The organism is Burkholderia sp. ZZQ-2 (genome assembly GCF_050768715.1).
Classification (GTDB): domain Bacteria; phylum Pseudomonadota; class Gammaproteobacteria; order Burkholderiales; family Burkholderiaceae; genus Burkholderia; species Burkholderia cepacia.
The window spans coordinates 1-15,957 of sequence record NZ_LDVA01000114.1; the positions used below are offsets into that span (position 1 = coordinate 1).

15 protein-coding genes and 1 pseudogene are annotated in these 15,957 nt (G+C 67.5%); 6 read left to right on the plus strand and 10 right to left on the minus strand.

Translation table 11 applies throughout. From position 1 onward, the window contains the following. Both ABY44_RS06385 and ABY44_RS06390 read left to right on the plus strand, forming a co-directional pair. Positions 1-877 (plus strand): annotated as a pseudogene (locus ABY44_RS06385) (MMPL family transporter); the annotation flags it as partial. Further along, positions 870-1,829 carry an MlaA family lipoprotein gene (locus tag ABY44_RS06390; RefSeq protein WP_059693247.1) on the plus strand — a complete coding sequence of 320 codons (960 nt, stop codon included), beginning with the start codon at positions 870-872 and terminating at the stop codon, positions 1,827-1,829. The pseudogene ABY44_RS06385 and the gene ABY44_RS06390, both read left to right, overlap by 8 nt. Before the next feature lie 137 nt (positions 1,830-1,966). Here ABY44_RS06390 and ABY44_RS06395 read toward each other — a convergent pair whose 3' ends face one another. From ABY44_RS06395 to ABY44_RS06415, 5 genes are all read right to left on the minus strand, one after another. Beyond that, entirely contained in the window at positions 1,967-2,665 is a 699-nt protein-coding gene (locus tag ABY44_RS06395) for a phosphorylase (RefSeq protein WP_060174095.1), read from the minus strand. A gap of 9 nt (positions 2,666-2,674) precedes the next feature. Further along, positions 2,675-4,648, minus strand: a complete 1,974-nt coding sequence (gene shc, locus ABY44_RS06400; protein WP_021161397.1) for a squalene--hopene cyclase — start codon at positions 4,646-4,648, stop codon at positions 2,675-2,677. A gap of 15 nt (positions 4,649-4,663) precedes the next feature. Then, the gene (gene hpnE / locus ABY44_RS06405) at positions 4,664-5,917 is read right to left on the minus strand and encodes a hydroxysqualene dehydroxylase HpnE (RefSeq protein WP_060083902.1); all 1,254 of its coding nucleotides are present in this window, start codon (positions 5,915-5,917) and stop codon (positions 4,664-4,666) included. A gap of 13 nt (positions 5,918-5,930) precedes the next feature. Beyond that, positions 5,931-6,779 carry a presqualene diphosphate synthase HpnD gene (gene hpnD, locus ABY44_RS06410; protein WP_027790206.1) on the minus strand — a complete coding sequence of 283 codons (849 nt, stop codon included), beginning with the start codon at positions 6,777-6,779 and terminating at the stop codon, positions 5,931-5,933. Positions 6,780-7,038: 259 nt separating this feature from the next. Then, positions 7,039-7,371 carry a hypothetical protein gene (locus ABY44_RS06415; RefSeq protein ID WP_027790205.1) on the minus strand — a complete coding sequence of 111 codons (333 nt, stop codon included), beginning with the start codon at positions 7,369-7,371 and terminating at the stop codon, positions 7,039-7,041. A 175-nt stretch (positions 7,372-7,546) separates the two neighbouring features. Between ABY44_RS06415 and ABY44_RS06420 the strand changes: the two genes are divergently transcribed. Then, entirely contained in the window at positions 7,547-8,431 is an 885-nt protein-coding gene (locus tag ABY44_RS06420; protein WP_060174096.1) for an alpha/beta fold hydrolase, read from the plus strand. Between the two features lie 56 nt (positions 8,432-8,487). Here the strand turns inward: ABY44_RS06420 and ABY44_RS06425 are convergent, their stop codons facing one another. From ABY44_RS06425 to ABY44_RS06435, 3 genes are read right to left on the minus strand one after another with little or no spacing between them, the layout of a single operon-like run. Next, the gene (locus tag ABY44_RS06425; RefSeq protein WP_060174097.1) at positions 8,488-9,426 is read right to left on the minus strand and encodes a GGDEF domain-containing protein; all 939 of its coding nucleotides are present in this window, start codon (positions 9,424-9,426) and stop codon (positions 8,488-8,490) included. Beyond that, positions 9,423-10,049 carry a chemotaxis protein CheC gene (locus ABY44_RS06430; RefSeq protein WP_021161391.1) on the minus strand — a complete coding sequence of 209 codons (627 nt, stop codon included), beginning with the start codon at positions 10,047-10,049 and terminating at the stop codon, positions 9,423-9,425. Before ABY44_RS06430 ends, ABY44_RS06425 begins: the two co-directional genes overlap by 4 nt. After that, on the minus strand, positions 10,042-10,410 hold the full coding sequence (locus ABY44_RS06435; RefSeq protein ID WP_021161390.1) for a response regulator: 369 nt from the start codon (positions 10,408-10,410) through the stop codon (positions 10,042-10,044). The genes ABY44_RS06430 and ABY44_RS06435 overlap by 8 nt, the downstream gene beginning before the upstream one ends. 481 nt (positions 10,411-10,891) lie before the next feature. Here ABY44_RS06435 and ABY44_RS06440 point away from each other — a divergent pair, with 481 nt between their 5' ends. Then, a complete protein-coding gene (locus tag ABY44_RS06440; RefSeq protein WP_060174098.1) occupies positions 10,892-13,150 on the plus strand; it encodes a hybrid sensor histidine kinase/response regulator in 2,259 nt (752 codons plus the stop codon). A gap of 45 nt (positions 13,151-13,195) precedes the next feature. Here the strand turns inward: ABY44_RS06440 and ABY44_RS06445 are convergent, their stop codons facing one another. Continuing rightward, on the minus strand, positions 13,196-13,750 hold the full coding sequence (locus tag ABY44_RS06445) for an NADPH-dependent FMN reductase (RefSeq protein WP_011353625.1): 555 nt from the start codon (positions 13,748-13,750) through the stop codon (positions 13,196-13,198). 365 nt (positions 13,751-14,115) lie between these two features. On the opposite strand from ABY44_RS06445, the gene ABY44_RS06450 reads away from it, so the two are divergent. Both ABY44_RS06450 and ABY44_RS06455 read left to right on the plus strand, forming a co-directional pair. Beyond that, the gene (locus ABY44_RS06450; protein WP_042976293.1) at positions 14,116-14,715 is read left to right on the plus strand and encodes an RNA polymerase factor sigma-70; all 600 of its coding nucleotides are present in this window, start codon (positions 14,116-14,118) and stop codon (positions 14,713-14,715) included. Next, positions 14,693-14,908, plus strand: a complete 216-nt coding sequence (locus tag ABY44_RS06455; RefSeq protein ID WP_059495285.1) for a zf-HC2 domain-containing protein — start codon at positions 14,693-14,695, stop codon at positions 14,906-14,908. The genes ABY44_RS06450 and ABY44_RS06455 overlap by 23 nt, the downstream gene beginning before the upstream one ends. A 122-nt stretch (positions 14,909-15,030) precedes the next feature. Here the strand turns inward: ABY44_RS06455 and arsC are convergent, their stop codons facing one another. Beyond that, positions 15,031-15,390, minus strand: a complete 360-nt coding sequence (gene arsC, locus ABY44_RS06460) for an arsenate reductase (glutaredoxin) (RefSeq protein ID WP_059523093.1) — start codon at positions 15,388-15,390, stop codon at positions 15,031-15,033. Positions 15,391-15,957: the final 567 nt, after the last annotated feature.

Genomic DNA, 15,957 nt, shown 5'->3' on the forward strand with positions numbered 1-15,957 from the left:
CCTGCTGAGCTACGCAGCCGAAGATCACCCGGGCCCGGGCGCGGCCGCCGCGCAGCACCTGTCGGCCTCGCTCGCGAAACTCGCCGCCGCCGACGCCGCGACGCGCGACCGCGCCGAGCGTGCGTTCTCCGATACGCTGCGCATCGCGCTCAACCAGCTCGCCTCGCTGCTGCAGCCGCAGGACATCACGCGCGAATCGCTGCCACCGCAGCTCGTGCGCGACTGGGTCGCACCGGACGGCCACGCACTCGTGCAGATTTCGCCGAAGGTGCCGAAGGGCGTCGACCCGAACGACGACACGATGCTGCGCCGCTTCGCGAAGACCGTGAAGGCCGCGGAGCCGGGCGCGACCGGCGGGCCGATCTCGATCCTGCATTCGGCCGACACGATCATCAACGCGTTCCTGCATGCGGCACTGTGGTCGATCATCTCGATCACGATCCTGCTGTGGGTCACGCTGCGCCGCTTCGGCGACGTACTGCGCACGCTGGTGCCGCTGCTCGTGTCGGGCATCGTGACGCTCGAACTGTGCGTCGTGCTCGGCATGTCGCTCAACTTCGCGAACATCATCGCGCTGCCGCTGATGCTCGGCGTCGGCGTCGCGTTCAAGGTGTATTTCGTGATGGCGTGGCGCGGGGGGCAAACCGGGCTGCTGCACTCGAGCCTCACGCACGCCGTCCTGTTCAGCGCCGCGACGACGGCGACCGCATTCGGCAGCCTGTGGCTGTCGCACCACCCGGGCACGTCGAGCATGGGCAAGCTGCTCGCGCTGGCCCTGACCTGCACGCTGATCGGCGCCGTGGTGTTCCAGCCCGTCCTGATGGGCAAACCGCGCGTCAAACGCGCCAAGAACCAATCGCAAGGAATCAATGAATAAGGTGCGAATCATTGCGGCGACCGTTGCCGCCAGCGCAGTGCTGACCGGCTGCGCGACGGGACCGAACCGCAACCCCAACGACCCGCTCGAGCCGATGAACCGGGCGATGTACAAGTTCAACGACACCGTCGACACGAACATCGCCCAGCCGATCGCGAAGGGTTACCAGAAGGTCACGCCGACGCCCGTGCGCACCGCGATCAGCAACTTCTTCTCGAACCTCGGCGACCTCGGCAACATCGCGAACAACCTGCTGCAGTTGCGCATCACCGACGCGACGCAGGACTTGATGCGCGTCGCGATGAACTCGCTGTTCGGCGTCGCCGGCCTGATCGACATCGCGACGCCGGCCGGGCTGCCGAAGCATCACCAGGATTTCGGCCTGACGATGGCGCGCTGGGGCGTGCCGTCGGGCCCGTACCTCGTGCTGCCCGTGTTCGGGCCGAGTACGTTCCGCGATGGCGTCGGCCGCGCGGTGGACGTGCGTTTCAACCTGCTCAACTACATCGAGCCGGCCGCGCGCAACCCGATGTACATCGCGCAGTTCATCAGCGCGCGCTCGGACCTGCTCGGCGCGACCGACCTGCTGAAGCAGGCCGCGCTCGATCCGTATTCGTTCGTGCGCGACGCGTACCTGCAGCAGCGCAAGTCGCTGACGTATCGCAGCCAGTCGTCGTCCGCGACGCTGCCGACCTACAACGAACCGGGTGAATCGGGCGCCGTGCCGGCCGCGACGCCTGCCGTGCCGGGGTTGCCGAACTACGAGGATCCGGGCGAGTCGGGCGGTACACCGGGCGCTGCGCCGAACAATGCACCGGCCGCGCCGGGGCTGCCGCAGTACGACGATCCGGGTGCGGACGGTGCGATGCCGGCGAGCACGCCGGCTGCTGCGCCTGCCGCGGCATCGGCAACCGCGCCGGCAACGCCTGCGAGCAGTCCGGCCGCGCAGTAACGCTGCAACGGTTACCGCCGCAAGGAAAAAGAGCGCTGCAGTTCAAATCTGCAGCGCTCTTTTTTTGTCCGCGATTTGTCCGCGAAAAACGGAAGGAAAGCCAGGAAGGGAGGGGTAAGAAAAGCGGCGAACGCCGCTCAGACGATCCGCATCGCGCCCGCACGCTCGAATGCGTGCCGCGCCTGGATCAGCGTCGTGCGCGCCGCGCGCGCGTCGCTGGCCACCTGCAGCAGCGGGCCGAGCTGCGACGGCTGCTTCAGCAGCTCACGCAGGATCGGCAGAATCGCCGTGCTGCCGTCGTCGCGCAGGCCGGCCGTCGCCGCGCTGGGCAACGTGCGCCACGCCGGATCGACGATCGCGCGGCACACCGCGAACGGCACACCGCGCGCCGCCGCGAAGGCCGCCGCGATATGCGACTCCATGTCGACGGCGAGCGCGCCCTTCGCGCGATGCAGCGACGTCTTTTCCTGTTCGCTGACGACCGGTGCGCCCACGGCCGCGATCGTGCCGCGCGTGACGCGCGCCCACACCGGCGTGTCGTGCAGCGCGGCGACGAGCCGCGTGCTCCAGCGCGTATCGGTCTCGACGCGGCCGAACGGCCCGTCGATCGCGTTCGCGATCACGAGCGCGCCGGGCGCCAGGTCGGGCGCGAGCCCGCCCGCGGTGCCGAAGCTCACGATGCCCGCGCAACCGCGCGCGGTCGCCTCGGTCAGCGCGCGTTCGAGCCGGTCGGCGCGCGCGGCGAAGACCGCTTCGACGCCGTCGCCGCGCGCAATGCGCGCCTCGAACGCCATCCCCGTCACGGCGATGACGGGCAGCATGCCGGTGGATTGCATCGCCACGCGTTACAGCCCGAACGTGACGCGCGTCGTGTTGTCGCGCTTCAGGTTGCGATAGCGCGCGAGCGCCCACAGCGGGAAGAACTTGCGATAGCCGTGGTAGCGCAGGTAGAACACGCGCGGGAAGCCCGTCGCCGTGAAGCGCGCCTCGTCCCACAGGCCTTCTTCGTTCTGGTTGGCGATCAGGTAGTCGACACCGCGCGCCACCGCCGGGTTGTTCACCTCGCCGGCCGCCATCAGGCCGAGCAGCGCCCAGGCCGTCTGCGACGCCGTGCTCGGCGCCTGTTCGAAGCCGCGATAGTTCAGCTTGTAGCTGTCGCCGTCCTCGCCCCATCCGCCGTCCTTGTTCTGGATCGACAGCAGCCACTGCGCGCCGCGCTTCATGCGCGGATCGTCCGGCGTCAGGCCGGCCGCGTTCAGCGAGCACAGTGCCGTCCACGTGCCGTACACGTAGTTCATCCCCCAGCGGCCGTACCAGCTGCCGTCCGGTTCCTGCTCCTTGAGCATGTAGTCGAGCGCGCGGCGCGCCGGCTCGCTGTTCAGCGGCGTCTCGCCGAGCTGCGCCAGCATCGACAGGCAGCGGCCCGACACGTCGGCCGTCGGCGGATCGAGCAGCGCGCCGTGATCCGAGAACGGGATGTTGTTCAGGTAGTACTGCGTGTTTTCCGGTTCGAACGCGCCCCAGCCGCCGTCGCTGCTCTGCATCCCGACGACCCACTCGCGCGCGCGTGCGATCGAATCCCGATACGCGTCGTTCTGCCGGAGTTTCTGCGCGCGATCCATCGCCACCGCGACCACCGCCGTATCGTCGACGTCCGGGTAGTGCGCGTTCGCGTACTGGAAAGCCCAGCCGCCGGGCCGCACGTGCGGGCGGCGCGAGATCCAGTCGCCGCGCACGTCGAGGATCTGCAGCGGGCGCAGCCATTCGAGGCCGCGCAGCACGGCTTCCTCGGCCCGCGCGTCGCCCGTCTCGAGCAGCGCATGTGCGGCGAGCGACGTGTCCCACACCGGCGACAGGCACGGCTGGCAATACGCTTCGTCGTCGTGCACGACGAGCAGCTTCTCGATCGACTTGCGTGCGATCGCGCGGTTCGGATGATCTTCCGCGTAGCCGAGCACGTCGTACATCATCACCGCGTTGGCCATCGCCGGATAGATCGCGCCGAGGCCGTCCTCGCCGTTCAGGCGCTCGTCGACGAACGAGACGGCCTGGCGGATCGCGCGTTCGCGCGTGTAGTTCGGGAACAGGCCGTCTGCCGCGCGCAGCGCATGGTCGACCACGCGGAAGAACGCGAACCAGCCGGGGCTCTGGTGACCCTGGCGCGGCAGCAGGCCGGCGTTGACGGGCGGATCGATGAACAGCTCGTCGATGCGCACGCCGCGCGGGTTCTTCGCGAGCGGGCGCTTCGCGTTCAGCACGAGCAGCGGCACGATCACGGTGCGCGCCCAGTACGACACCTTCGACAGGTGGAACGGGAACCACTGCGGCAGCAGCATGATCTCGACCGGCATCATCGGCACCGCGCGCCACGGAATCGCGCCGTACAGCGCGAGCTGGATGCGCGTGAACACGTTCGACATCTCGGCGCCGCCCATCGCGTGGATCGCGCGGCGCGCACGCTGCATGTGCTCGGCGTTCTCGTCGTCGCCGATCACCTTCAGCGCGAAATACGCCTTCACGCTCGCGCTGATGTTCGGCGCGCCGTCGGTGAACAGCGGCCAGCCGCCGTCGGCCTGCTGGATGCGGCGCAGATACTTGCCGATCTTCTGTTCGAGCTCGACGTTCGGCGTCTCGCCGAGATAGTGGACGAGCAGCACGTATTCGGCGGGAATCGTCGAATCGGCTTCGAGTTCGTAGACCCAGTGGCCGTCCGCGTTCTGCGCGGCCAGCAGCGCGTCGGTCGCACGCGCGACGGCCGCATCGACGCCGGCCGGCACGGTGCCGGCGGACAAGGTAGCCATTTCGGTGAGATCGTTCATCGGTCCCTCTGTTGCTTACTGTGTCTGGAGCACGTCCGCGGCCAGCTGGCCGGAGCGGATCGCGCCCTCGATCGTGGCGGGCAAGCCGGTGGCAATCCAGTCGCCCGCCAGCACGAGATTGGTCCAGCGCGTACGCACGGCCGGACGCTTCATTTCCTGCGACGGCACCGCCGCAAAGCCCGCGCGCGGCTCGACGACGAGCTGCCACGCGGGGATGGTTTCCGGGTTCGCGCCCGTCACGCGCGCGACGTCCTCCCAGATGCGCCGCGCAAGCGTGTCGCGCGGCGTGTCGAGCCAGCGGCCGGCGTCGCGGATCGTCGCCGCGAGCTGGCCGCCGCCGGTGCGCACCGCATCGACGACACCGTTCACGACCGCCGTCTGCAACGGCGTGCCGGCCGGCGCCTCGATCGCGAAGTACGCGGTCACGACCGCGCTGAACGTGTCGGGCGCGGTGAGCTCGGGCACGAGCGGCTGCGCGACCTCGGGCGGCACGGCCAGCACGACGGCGTCGCCCGGTGCGAGATCGATCCGCTCGCCGCCGACCGAGATCGCATCGACCGCATTGCCGTGCGCGCCGAATTCGAGCGCGTCGAGCCGCGAGTTCAGCCGGATCTGCGCGCCGCCGTGCTGCAGCATCCGCAGCGCCGGTTCGACGAATGCGCTGCCGAGACCATCGCGCGCGACGAGCGGACGGCAGCCGGGGCCGCCCGCGGCAAACGTGCCGCACAGCGCCGCACGCGCGAGTTCGGCGCTCGCGTGGCGCGGCTCGACGTTCAGCACACCGAGGAAATACGGCCGCAGCCAACGTTCCCACAGCATGCCGTCGCATCGCATCGTCTGTGCGAGTGAGCGGCCCATGCGCGCGAACGCGAGCGGGGCGAGCGCGAGGTAGTCGAGCGGCGTCGTGCCCGGCGCACGCGACGCGGCATCGAACAGCCACGACGGCCAGCGCCCGTCGCCGAAGCGCAGCGTCCAGCGCTGCTGCGACGCGACGTCGACGACCGGGAATTCAGGCAGCGCGGGCCCCGCGAGCCGGTCGGCCGCGCCGATCGCGCGCAGGTAGCGCTGCGTCGCGGGCTGTCCCGCGAACACCGTGTGCAGCCCGCTGTCGAGTGTCGTGTTCAGCGTCCCGTCGAACCATGAGCGGCAGCGGCCGCCCGCATGCGCGTGCGCGTCGTGCAGCACGATGCGCCGCCCGCGGCGTTGCAGCTCGACCGCGGCCGACAGGCCGGCAAGGCCGGCGCCGATCACGTGGACGGTCCTGGGCATCGACTCGGTCGACTCAGAACAGCGCGTAGCGCGCGGCGATCATCAGCATGCGCGCCTTCGGCTTGCGCAGCGGCGCGCGCGGGAAGGCGAAGCCGCGTGCGATCGCGGCTTCGAGAATGCAGCGATACGCCCCCGACATGATGCGCGGCGCCTTCACCTGCGCACGCGGGCACGTATCCATCACCGCGTCGGCCTGGCGGAAATGCTCGAGCGCGCGCTCGACGAGCGTCGCGCACACGCGCGGCAGCGCCGGATCGCGCACGATCGTCGCCGGGTCGGTAATCGCGATGCCTTCGCGCGCGAGCAGCTCGCGCGGCAGGTAGCAGCGGTTGATCGCCGCATCGTCGTCGATGTCGCGCAGGATGTTGGTCAGTTGCAGCGCGCGGCCGAGGTGATGCGACAGCTTGATCCCTTCGGCTTCAGGCATCCCGAAAATCCTCACCGACAGCCGGCCGGCCGCGCTCGCCACGCGATCGCAGAAGAGGTCGAGCGTCGGCTCGTCGGGCGCGCAGATGTCTTCGACCGCATCCATCGCCATCCCGTCGATCATCGCGTGGAAATCGTCGCGCTGCAGGTTGAATGCACGGATCTCGCGGTCGAGCGCGGCCAGGTGGCGCGGCGGGCGGCCGGCGTAGCATGCGTCGATGTCGGCGCGCCAGCGATCGAGGCCCGCATTGCGCTCGGCGCGCGGCAGGTCGCTGTCGGCGATGTCGTCGACCGCGCGGCAAAACGCATAGACCTGGAACATCGCATCGCGCTGCACGGCCGGCAGGATGCGCATCGCAAGATAGAAAGAACTGCCCGATGTGACGGCAGCGGCGTCGGTTTCTTGTTCGTCCACGACGGAATTGGAAACGGCCAAGACAAGCTCCACGGAGACACCCACGCGGGGCGATTGAAGAAGCCATGCCCGGCTGGGATGGTCAGGGCGTCAAATGCGTGCGAGATATGCGAACGATCGACGCAGACAGGCACAAATTACCGGCCGGAAGCCGGAATTGGGCGAAAGTATAGCAATCTTTGAAGTTCGATGGCGGACACTCGCCGCATGCGGCGGCATGCCGGAGGCCGTTGGCCGGCAAGGGCGCTCGGCCCGGGCAGGAAGCGGCGCCGGCGCTGCGTCAGCCGTAGACGATGTCGCGCTGCAGGTCGAGCGCAATGAGCCCCATTTCGCGCGTGAGCTGCAACATCGAGCGACGCTCGAGGCGCGAGCCCATGAAGCTCGTCACGTGGCCGTCGGGCTCCGCGGTGAACTGGAACACCGCGCCGCCCGTGCCGAACCACGCACCCGGCACGTCGGGCGATTCCTGCCAGTCGATCTGCGCGAACACGCGTGCGATACCCGCGCGTATCAGGTCGCCCGGACCGATCGGCGGCGCGATGTCGCCCAGGTCGTCGAGCGAATAGGGGCCGGGTTTGTTCGGCTTCCGATAGAAGAGATAGTCGACGTTCATGGGGCGCAATCGCGGGCAAAGCAACAAATTAGCGCGCTTCGGGATAAATTCATATCGGATACGGACGAAATGTGGCCTGTACGAGACAAGAGGGACAGATCGAAAGCGGCCTGTCTGGGTGCGCGCGGGTTCGTCTAAGATGACACCTTTCTCAAAATCTGAAGACCCGGACACCATGGAGACGAACGCAAGCGCCACCCCGCAGTCCGATCATCCCGTTTTCGTGCTCGTGCACGGCGCCTGGCACGGCGCGTGGTGCTATGCGCACGTTGCGGCCGCGCTGGCCGAGCGCGGCCACCTGTCGATCGCGCGCGACCTGCCCGCGCACGGTATCAACGCCCGCTTTCCTGTTTCCTACTTCACCCGCCCGCTCGACAAGGATGCGTTCGGCGCCGAGCCGTCGCCGGTCGCGAACACGACGCTCGACGATTACGCGACGCAGGTCATGCAGGCGGTCGACGACGCGTACGCGCTCGGCCACGGCAAGGTCGTGCTCGTCGGGCACAGCATGGGCGGCCTCGCGATCACGGCGGCTGCCGAACGCGCGCCCGGGAAAATCGCGAAGATCGTCTATCTCTCGGCCTTCATGCCCGCGTCGGGCGTGCCGGGCCTCGACTACGTGCGCGCGCCCGAGAACAAGGGTGAGCTGCTCGGCCCGCTGATGCTGGCGAGCCCGCGCGTCGCCGGCGCGCTGCGCATCGATCCGCGCAGCGGTGACGCCGCGTATCGCGAGCTCGCGAAGCGCGCGCTGTACGACGACGTGCCGCAGGCCGACTTCGAAGCCGTCGCGAACCTGATGACCTGCGACGTGCCGGCCGCGCCGTTTGCGACCGCGATCCCGACGACGGCCGCGCGCTGGGGCGCGATCGACCGCCACTACATCAAGTGCCTGCAGGATCGCGTGATCCTGCCCGCGCTGCAGCAGCGCTTCATCGACGAAGCCGACGCGTTCGCGCCCGGCAACCCGACCCACGTGCACCAGCTCGACAGCAGCCATTCGCCGTTCATGTCGCAGCCGGCCGTCCTGGCCGGCGTGCTGGCCGACATCGCGAAAAGCTGAGCACGGCACGCGCGGGGCGCATTCGCTCCGCGCGCAGCAGGGCGGTGCGGGTGCGCCTACGCGTAGGCCACCGAGCGGTCCCGCCCGAGCCGCTTCGCGCGATAGAGCGCGGCGTCGGCCTCGTTGACGAGCACGTCGCAAGTCGTCGCGCCCGCCTTTGCACACGCGCCGCCGACACTCGCCGTCACCGGCACGCTGACGCCTTCGGCATCGACCGGCACACTGCCGATCGCATCGCGCACCTTGTCGGCCACGAGCATCGCCTCGTCGAGATTCGTGCACGGCAGCAGCAGCGCGAATTCCTCGCCACCGAAGCGGCCGAACGTATCCTGCGCACGCACGATCGACGCGACGCGGCGCGCCGTCTCGCGCAGCACGGCGTCGCCGGCCGCATGCCCGAAACGGTCGTTGATCGTCTTGAAGTGGTCGAGGTCGAACAGCAGCACCGACATGTCGCCGCCGTAGCGCTGCCAGCGCGCGAATTCGTCGCCGAGCCGCGCCTCGAAGAAGCGCCGGTTCGCGATGCCGGTCAGGCCGTCTCGATTCGCGTGTTCGCGCAGCTTCGCGACCGCTTCCTCGCGCTCACGCTGCATCACGCTCACGTGCGTGACGTCCGAGATCGTCACGCACACGGCTTCGACGTCGCGGCCGCGCGTAAGCGGCATGAACGTGCAGTCCTGCTGCATGTAGTCGACGCCGCCCGTGATCGGCCGGTCGTGCTCGAAGCGGAACAGGTAGGGCCGCTGCTCCCACGAGCTGAACGCGAAGCTGCCGAGCTGGAACACGCTCTCGAGCTTGCGCGACAGCCACGCGCGCGGCAGGTCGGGAAAACAGTCGAACAGGTTGCGGCCGATCACGTCGGCGGCCGGGATGCCGCTGTGGTCCTGCATGAAGCGATTCCACATCAGCACGGTCATCGCGCGGTCGAGCACGAACAGGCCGAAGCCCACCCGCTCGATGACGAGATCGCTCAGCGACGGGGTGGCGGCCGTCATAGCGCGGACAGCAACGCGTCGAGCGCGTCGCCCATCAGCCGGATCGAATCCTCGGCCATCAGCATCACGAAGTGAGCCCGGAACGCGTGGTCCTCGAGCCCGAAGTTCACCTCGAGCAGCAATGCCACGCTCCATGCCAGCTCGGTCGGCTGGAAGACGTCGTCGAACGACACGTTCGCGCCGAGCAGCCCCGGCGGAAAGAACACGGGCTTGCGCCCGAGCTCGTCGAGGATCGATGCGACGCAGGCGCCCATCAGCACGTTCGCGACGTCGAACACGACTTCGTCGGGTGTCGCCATCCCGCCGTACACGCCTTCGCCGAACGTGCGGTCGACGACCGACATGAGCCGCGCGATGCTCGCGGTACGGCACAGCACGATCGCCTCGCCCTTGATGTCGGAACGGAAGCCCTGGCGCACGGCGGTCACGTTGTCGTAGATGCCCGTCATCTCGCGCAGCGCATCGCCCGCGTCGGTCGCTTTCACGACCCGCACGCGCGGCACCGACAGTTCGATGAAGCGCCCGAGCAACAACGCGAGCCGTGCGGCGGCACGGCCCATTGCGAGGTTGGCGATCTCCTGCAACGCGTCGCGTTGCTCCGCCGTGAACACCGAGTCAGGCATACAACCCATACTCCTTGAGAATGGGCAGCAATGCCTCCGACGTCACGGGCTTGGCAACGAATGCGATCGCGCCCAATTCGCGCACGCGTGCTTGCGCCTGCGGCTGGATATCGGCGGATACCACGATCACGAACGTGTTCAGATCTTCGTGGCGCAGTGTCTCCAGCACCTGATATCCGCTCATGTCGGGCATCGTCAGGTCCAGAAACATTACGGAAGCTTTGCCGTCACGATACAGCGCCAAGGCCTCTCGACCATTCGCGGCATACGCGACATCGACGTCCCAGCCTCCCGGCAGCGCCTTTGTCAGAAGTTTGCGAGCGAGCAGCGAATCGTCGGCAATTACAATCGGCAAAGGCATGGGGCGAAGCGGTATACGGAATGGTCTCTCTCGCGTTAACGACCGCGCGGCGCACTTCTTGAGGCGCCAATGCGTTCGGGCGCGGGCAGCCGCCTTGCAACCGCGCGCGGGCGCCGCAACGCGGGCGCGCGCGACGCGCCGCGCGGCGAATGCCGGCGGGCGCAGATATCTGTCATAGGGAAAGCAAGGCGCGATTCTCGGAGTAAACCGGAGGCGATGCAACTCGCCATATTCACCATTTCGGACAGAATCGGTCCGAACATGCGCCATTCCGAAAACAGCCGCGACCATTTTCGAGATAAGCACGCAAAATTTTTCCTTGTGTACGTTTGCGCTGCCGGATTCGTCGCGTTTTCAATCTGACGAATTCCCCCTGTCGAAATCGACAGGATTACTTGCGTCCGGGTGCATCCGGGGCCGTACGGCGGGCCGTCGCAACTCGTTTATGATGGCAGGCACCTTCGCCTCACCCGCTTCCTCGATGACGTCCGACCGGCCCGCCGATTCCCACGCTCCCGCCTCCACGCCCGCCGACGACTGGCAGGACGACGGCAACTATGCGTCCGGTGCGCCCGAGCACGATTTCGCGGTGCGACGCGTGACGCTGATCGTGCTGCTCGTCGCGGCGATCGTGCTGCCCTGCATCTACGTCGTGGTGATGGCGTACAACGACCTGAAGACGCGCGAGGCCGCCGCGAGCGACGTGACGATGCGCACCGTGCGGGTTGCCGAGGAGCACGCGCTCAAGGTGTTCGACCTGAGCGAGACGCTCGATGCGCGCATCGTCGATCTCGTGCAGGACATGGACGATGCGACCGTGCGCAACAGGGAGTCCGACATCCACGAAGCGCTGAACACGATCGGCGGCGGCTATCCGCAGGTGGCGGCCGTGTCGATCTTCGGCGCGAGCGGGATGCTGCTCGCGAACAGCCTCTACTATCCGGCGCCCTATGCGTCGATCGCGAACCGCGACGATTTCGCCGGCATTCGCGACGGCAAGGTGATCGAACACATCTCGCGGCTGATGATGGGGCCGCTCAAGCTCGAGAACATTCCCGTGTTCAACACGGGCGTCGCGCGTCGCCACAGCGACGGTTCGTTCGCCGGAATGGTGTCGATCGCGCTGAAGTCGTCGTATTTCAACGCGTTCTATCGCGACCTGCTCGGCGGCGCCAGCACGCCGATGACGATGGCGCTCGCGCGCTCGGACGGCGCGGTAATCGCGTCGTATCCGCCGCCGCCGGCACTCGCGCACACCGACCGCGCCGTCACGTTCGGCGACGCACGCAACGATCCGCGCGCCGGTGTCGTGCGGGTGCGCCACGACGGCGCGAGCAGCGAGATCGTCGCGTATCGCCAGGTCGGCAGCTATCCCGTCTACGTGACGTGCTCGTATCGCACGTCGGCGATCTGGCGTGAATGGTACGAACACCTGAGCGTGCTGTTCCTCTCGATGTTCGCGCCGTCGGTCGCGCTGTGGTCGGTGATCTGGCTGTCGCTCAAGCGGCTGAAGGCGGAAGAGGAGGCGTGGGACCGCTGGCAGGCCGAAGCGTCGATGCGCCGTTCGATCGAATCAGCGTACCGGCAGTCGCGCAAGATGCAGGCGCTCGGCAACCTCGTCGGCAGCGTCGCGCACGATTTCAACAACCTGCTGATGATCATCTCGAGCAACGTGCAGATCGTGCGGCGGCGCGGGGTCCAGCATCTCGACAAGGAGCTCGGCGCGATCGAACGCGCGCTGAAGAACGGGCAGTCGCTCACGCGCCAGCTCCTCGGCGTCGCACGCAAGCAGCCGCTGCACAACGAGACGATCGACGTCGGGCAATGGGTCGGCACATGCCGCGAACTGCTGAAGACGTCGCTCGGTTCGAAATCGTCGCTGGTCGTCGCGATCGAGCCCGGTGTGTGGCCGATCCGCGTCGACGTCGCCGAGCTCGAACTCGCGGTGATCAACCTCGCGGTCAACGCGCGCGACGCGATGGCGGCCGGCGGCCGCTTCACGGTCGGCGCGCGCAACGTGACGCTGCGTCGCGAGGACGGCTTTCCGCTGACCGGCGATTTCGTGCAGATCTCGCTCGACGATACGGGTTCGGGCATGGCGCCCGACGTGCTCGCCCGCGCGTTCGAGCCGCTGTTCACGACGAAGGCTCAGGGGATGGGGACGGGGCTCGGCCTGCCGCAGGTATTCGCGTTCTGCGAACGCTCGGGTGGCCTCGCGACGATCGACAGCGCGGTCGGTGCCGGCACGTCGGTGCGCCTCTACCTGCCGCGCGCGCGCGCCGAGGATGTCGTCGCACGGCCGCCGGCGGTCGCGCACGACGCGGGCACGGGCGCGCTCGCCGGCCTGCACGTGCTGCTCGTCGAGGACAACAGCGAAGTCGCGGCCGGCACCGAAGCGCTGCTGTCGCTGCTCGGGCACCGCGTGACCTACGCGCCCACCGCCGACGACGCGTTGCGCCTGATCGAAGGCGCGGCTGCGAACGACACGTTCGACCTCGTGATTTCGGATATCCACATGCCGGGCAGCCTGAACGGCATCGACCTCGCCGAAGCGGTCGAGAAGCGGCCGGAGAAGCTGCCCGTGATTCTCGTCACGGGTTACGCGGAGGAACTCGACCGCACGCGCACCGTCAACGTCCGCGTGCTGTCGAAGCCGTTCGACATCGCGCTGCTCGACGAGATCCTGCTGGGCATCCGCGAAGCGCGCGACGCACGGCACGCGCGACACGCCGGCACGTGACCCGCTAAGTGCGGGCCGGCGCCGGCGGCATGAACGGGGCGACGCTCAGGCCGACTTCAGCAAGCGCACCCAGCCCGTGTAGCGATCGACGAAACCCTGCAGGAACTTGCGGGTGTCTTCGCTGACGATCTGGCCCTGATCGTCGATGCGTGCCGGATCGTGCTTGATGAACATCTCGGGCTGCCCGAGCGTCTTCACGTCGAGGTACGCGAGCACGTTGCGCAGGTGCTGCTGCGCGAGCGCGGTGCCCGTCGCACCCGGCGACGTGCCGAGCACCGCACCCGGCTTGCCCGACCACGAATTGGAACCCCACGGGCGCGAGCCCCAGTCGAGCGCATTCTTCAGTACGCCCGGAATCGAGCGGTTGTACTCGGGCGTGAAGAACAGCAGCGCATCGGCGGCTTCGATCGACTGCTTGAAGCGCTTCGCGACTTCCGGGAAATCCGCGTCGTAGTCCTGGCTGTACAGCGGCAGTTCGCCGATCTCGACGAACTCGAACGAGAAATCGGCGGGGGCGAGCGAGATCACGGCGTGCGCGAGCGCGCGGTTCCACGAAGCGCGACGCAGGCTGCCGACGACCACAGCGATGCGATAGGACATGACATTCTCCTTCCGGTGAGTGAGGAATCGGATCGATTGCTTCCGAACGAGCGACAAAGGTCTGTTTATAGGCAAGCCAGCCCGCGAACCGCCCCACGGGGCCGGCCGGCCCACTTTCCACAAGGTTTTCCACAGAAATTGTGGATAACTTGACCGTTATGATCTGACGTTACAAACTGCCCGCCGCGTGTCGAGGTCGACACGCGACACAGGGTTCGGCAAGCATAGCGCAGCGCGTCGACCGGTTTCGTGAATTCGTGACGGAACATGCATTGCAGGCGGGCACCGCGCCCAGTAAGCTGCTCGCACCGCTACGCGCCCGCTTGGTGGCACACACGATTGCCTCGAGACACCGCAACCCAGACATGCCGTCCGAATACGACGATCCCGCCTATCTCGCGCAACTGCGGCGCGACCTGCTGCGCTTCGCGCGACTCCAGCTCCGCGATGCCGACGCGGCCGAAGACGCCGTGCAGGAAGCGCTCGCCGCCGCGTGGTCGCACGCGGGCGATTTCGCCGGGCTGTCGGCCCACAAGACCTGGGTGTTCGGCATCCTGCGCAACAAGCTGATCGACGTGCTGCGCGCGCGGCAACGCACGGTGAGCTTGTCGGCGCTCGATGCCGAGCTCGACGGCGAATCGGTGCTCGATCGCGAGCTGTTCAAGGAAAACGGGCACTGGGCCGCGCATGCGAAGCCGCGACCGTGGCCGCGCCCGGAAACGCTGTTGCAGCAGCAGCAGTTCTGGACGCTGTTCCAGACCTGCCTCGACCACCTGCCGGAGCAGATCGGGCGCGTGTTCATGATGCGCGAATTCCTCGACGTCGAGATTACGGACATCTGCAGCGAATTGACGCTGACGACGAATCATTGCAGCGTGCTGCTGTATCGGGCGCGCACGCGCCTGCGAACCTGCCTCAGTGAAAAAGGACTGACGACCGAAGATGCTGCCGGGGAAATGTACTGACGTGACGCGACTGCTGTCGGATGCGCTGGACCGGCATCTGACCCTGCACGAGCGCCTGCAGGTGCGTGTACACCTGCCGACCTGCAGTGGCTGCAGGGCCTATCGCGGTCAGATCGCACTGCTGCGGACAGCCGCGAAAGCGGCGGCGGGGCGTGGGCCGGACGACGACGACGGGTCGTCCGGGGAAGGCTAGGGGCGGCTTGCTTGGTTGCGATCGCCCGGGTGGTGGTCGCACGGTGTCCGGCGATCGTATCGGCTTCGAATGCCGATGTTTGTACCCGGCCGATGCAATCAGAAAAATACGGCGGGCAAGAATTATTCGAACAGCGCCTGCACCGATTCGGGCGGCCGGCCGATGGCGGCCTTGCCGCGATAAACGACGATGGGCCGCTGCAGAAGAATCGGATGAGCGGCAATCGCCGCGTAGGCTTGTGCGTCGGTCAAATCGGCGCGGGCCAGATTCAGCGTCTTGTACGGTTCCTCTCCGTCGCGCAGCATGTCTCGAACCGGGCGGCCAAGCTGCCGATGCAGCGCTTCCAGTTCCTCTACCGTCGGTGGCGTCTTCAGGTACTCGACGACATTCAGAGGCGCACCGGTGGTATTCAACGACTCGATCAAAGCAAGCGTCTCGCGCGACTTCGAGCATCGGGGGTTGTGGTAGATCGTGATCATCATTCAAGCCTGGAGGGTGGAGCCTCGTATTGTAGCCAGTCTGCATCGGGTGTCCGGGCGGGGAGGTTGGCGCGGGATCGCGGGATTTCGAGTGGATTCGCTGCTTCTCGGAAGTAGATGGATGGGGTCGTGCGACGGACCACGAGAGGGGAGTGCTGTTCGGGATGCGCTTCACGGCGTTGCGTGATGTGTTTATGCGCATAAAGGTGAGCGGTGTTCTGCCGCGGGATGACGGATCGAGGTGCCGCACGCCAGATCAATACGATGGGAGGTTCCGACCGGAAAGGAGGCGGGCGGGTGCATCGTACGTCGGTTGGTTTATGCGCATAAAGCGGGCGGTTGCCGGGCGAGGCAGCTCTCGATTCGCGGCGTGGTAACAGTGGAAACGTCCTCACGTGGATGCGATTGCTACGTCGACATGCCCGCTGGTCAATCGCCGCGCACTGGATTCCGGAGCAGTCGGGATGTGATCCTTCGCCGCTTGCCATCGCCATCGCCATCGCCATCGCCATCGCCATCGCCATCGCCATCGCCATCGCCATCGCCATCGCCATCGCCATCGCCATCGCC